Annotated in this window: 6 protein-coding genes; all 6 read left to right on the top strand. The window is 57.1% G+C overall.

What is annotated here, in order from left to right; all coding sequences use genetic code 11:
- The first annotated feature begins 38 nt into the window (after window positions 1–38).
- The 6 genes from ACMWLG_RS25605 (at window position 39) to ACMWLG_RS25580 (ending at window position 2,657) form a co-directional block, all read left to right on the top strand.
- Entirely contained in the window at window positions 39–353 is a 315-nt protein-coding gene (locus ACMWLG_RS25605; protein WP_023338051.1) for a hypothetical protein, read from the top strand.
- A 108-nt stretch (window positions 354–461) separates the two neighbouring features.
- Window positions 462–620, top strand: a complete 159-nt coding sequence (locus ACMWLG_RS25600) for a hypothetical protein (protein WP_226876293.1) — start codon at window positions 462–464, stop codon at window positions 618–620.
- 77 nt (window positions 621–697) lie between these two features.
- On the top strand, window positions 698–1,159 hold the full coding sequence (locus tag ACMWLG_RS25595) for a hypothetical protein (RefSeq protein WP_052683034.1): 462 nt from the start codon (window positions 698–700) through the stop codon (window positions 1,157–1,159).
- 87 nt (window positions 1,160–1,246) lie between these two features.
- A complete protein-coding gene (locus ACMWLG_RS25590) occupies window positions 1,247–1,447 on the top strand; it encodes a hypothetical protein (protein WP_031494497.1) in 201 nt (66 codons plus the stop codon).
- A 40-nt stretch (window positions 1,448–1,487) separates the two neighbouring features.
- The gene (locus ACMWLG_RS25585) at window positions 1,488–2,279 is read left to right on the top strand and encodes an N-6 DNA methylase (RefSeq protein WP_047028264.1); all 792 of its coding nucleotides are present in this window, start codon (window positions 1,488–1,490) and stop codon (window positions 2,277–2,279) included.
- A gap of 42 nt (window positions 2,280–2,321) precedes the next feature.
- Window positions 2,322–2,657 carry a hypothetical protein gene (locus ACMWLG_RS25580; protein ID WP_023345479.1) on the top strand — a complete coding sequence of 112 codons (336 nt, stop codon included), beginning with the start codon at window positions 2,322–2,324 and terminating at the stop codon, window positions 2,655–2,657.
- Window positions 2,658–2,925: the final 268 nt, after the last annotated feature.

Below are 2,925 nucleotides of genomic sequence, written 5' to 3'. Positions count from 1 at the left end.
AGGGAGATGGACAACCATCACCACAGGAGAAAACCAGGATGCACACACGAAACGTCAACGTCAAAACCGCCGCTCAAGAATCTTCCAGGAAGATGGGGGGAAAAACCGTGTCGTACACGATCCTCGTCGCTGAGACGAAAAAAAACTCTGAGGAGGAATCGGACGTTCTGGAGTTCAGCAGCCTTGCTGAGCTGAAGAAACTGCGCCGACGTTGCCCCGAAACAATGCGCTGCACCTATTTCTACGCCCTCAGCAGCGGCGTCGATAAACAGTTCCGCCATATCCATGTGGCTGAAGCTGACCACTTCAAACAGTTTGTGCGCCTGATCGAGCGCGCAGGTATCGACATTTAAATCCGGTTCACCCCGTGCGGCACCCGCCGCACGGAACCTCATCAGACAGGAGCCAGAAACATGAGCGTTAACACCCCGACCACAAAGGCCTGTTCCGGAAATGGGCATATGTCAGGCCCGGAGCCTAAAACAGCCTCTCTCATTGCGATTTATGGCAATGAGGCGAGCTATGCATGGAACGTTCTGGAGGATCTGAAAGCTGCAGGTGCTTCTTATACCCGCAGAAACATTATCGCCGATATGTTCCGCCGTCTGGGCGTTCAGTAACCCGGATTTACCTTCGACCCGATGCGGTGCTGTATAGCAGTTACCGCTCGGAACTAAAGCAAACAGGAGCCTGAAAGATGAACGTTAATCCTCCGACCGCTGCACCAATGGCCTTTTTCGTTCCGTCGCATAACGCCGTTTATGACCGCGCAACACAGCTGGACGGGCAGTGGGTGACTCAGCGTGAAGCGAAAACGCTGGAATCCCTTCGCCGTCTCTATCCGGATGCGGAGCTGATCTCCGCGACTCTGGTACAGGAAAAGCTGAATGACGGCTATCGCCGTCCCTGGGCGGAAATCACCGAGGCCCGGTATATCGACCAGCTGGAAACGTTGCCGCCAGTGGACTGGTGCAGGGGGTATGGCGGGGAGTCGTTCAAGTCGATGGAATTTACGGGCGGGGATGTGACCGCGATTTTTGTCCGGTATGGCGCGCGTTTCTTTGAGTGCCATGACCTGCACACCCGCCATCACCGGGAGCTGATTGGCGACGTGATCGCCCGTTTCTGTCTCGATGCGCCGCTGAATTCCGCGCATTAAAAAAGCAGGGTTGCCCCTGCTTTCTCAACGCCGGGTAGCCGCAGCAACGGTGAACCGGCAATCACAACCAAAGTAAGGAGATTGATCGTGAAATTTGACCCGCAAACTGTCGCACAGGCGAAGGCATTTGTAAATGCCCTCCGCGCCGGAAAACGCGCACGCGTACCCGCGCTGCGCTTCTCACAGTGGCAGCCGTTCCTGTCCGTGGTAAATGCCGAAACGGGCTACGCCGCCGATGCTGACTGTGGTCTGGCTGTCAGCGTCTACCCGGCGCTTGGACTGGCATAACAGGAGACGGCCGCCCGCGGGTGGCCGGTAAGGAGAAACCATGTCACAACTGAGTTTTGAATCCCTGTTCCTGGCAGACCAGATTGATCCGCAGCCGCAGGGTTCTGCGCCTGCCCGGATGCTGTCGCCAGCTGAGGCGCGTAAAGAGTTCGCCAGTGTCTTCCGTCAGACGGCGAAAAATATGCGTCGTTCCGAAGTGTTCCGCGACTTCATCACCCTGGCAGCCAGCGAGCTGGATATGGCTCGTATTCGCTCGCCGGAGAACATCGAAAACAGCCGTCGCATCTGCGAACGGTATCAGCTGGACGATCTGGACGCCATGAAGCAGCTGTTCTGCCTGTTGGTGGAGGGGCTGGCGGGTGAAATTCATGATTTCCTCGGCGCTCTGTATATGGAGCAGGAGCTGGGCGCGGACGAAATGGGGCAGTATTTCTCCCCGTCCTGCATCTCCCGCCTGATGGCCGGACTACTCATGCCCGGCGCTCAGGAGACGATAAAGCGTGAGGGGTGGATGACGCTTGATGAGCCTGCCTGTGGTAGCGCCGGAATGGTCATTGCCTTTGCATACTGGATGGCTGAAGCGGGATATAACCCGTCAGAACAGCTGTATGCCACCTGCACAGATATCGATCAGATGGTGGCTGATATGGCCTTTATCCAGCTGTCACTGCTGGGTATACCCGCGAAAGTCGTGACCGGTAATACGCTGACCCTGAAAGCAAATCGCGTGCGTTATACCCCCGTTTATTACTTCAATGACTGGCAGGGACGTCTGGCGTTCCGCAGCCGTTTCGAAGCTATGAAAAACTTTCTGGCCACCGTGGCCGCCTGACTGACAGAGCGGCAGGGCAGACCTGCCGCAGGGAGAGAGAAAATGACAAGCAACACACTGAACGCTGTTCCGGCGACCGTGCTGGAGACGATGGCAGAACGCCTTAATGGTCAGCCTGAACCGCTAAAAATCCGCAGCAACGATGATCACGCCGCGCTGGCTGCCGATGTGCTCTGGAAATTTGCCCGTAAAACCGGGCTGAACAGGGAAAGCGAAAGCGTGCAAACTGTTATCACGGATTTTCTGGCCAATCTGCTGCACCTGTGCGAACAGTGCGAGCCGGACGGGGCTGGCATCGAGGGATTTAATGCCCTGCTGAACATGGCCATGATGCACTATGAGCAGGAAAACGGAGGTGATAGCGAAGAACCGATCTGATCGGAAATCCTTGCCCCGGTGCATATCATCGGGGCAACCGCAAAAAAATGCTTCCCCTTCGGGGAAACGGGGAGGGCGAAAGCGCCTCCGGCGCTCCTGCCTTTCCCCGTTGCAGTGCGTCTCTCCTTACCTGCGATCATAACCGGCGTCCTGCTGGTTAACTTCCTCAGCTGCAGCTCCGTGGCCATAACCCGAAAACAGGGCAGGGCGATGGCCCCCTTCGGCTCCCGGCCAGCACTGCTGTCCGGTCGTCGAGCCCCACTCCGCC

The organism is Enterobacter sp. 01-M-02-SI-ECC, assembly GCF_047530595.1.
GTDB classification, from domain to species: Bacteria; Pseudomonadota; Gammaproteobacteria; order Enterobacterales; family Enterobacteriaceae; genus Enterobacter; species Enterobacter cloacae_M.
Note: the sequence above shows the minus strand (reverse complement) of the source record. Positions and strands in the feature narration are given on the sequence as shown.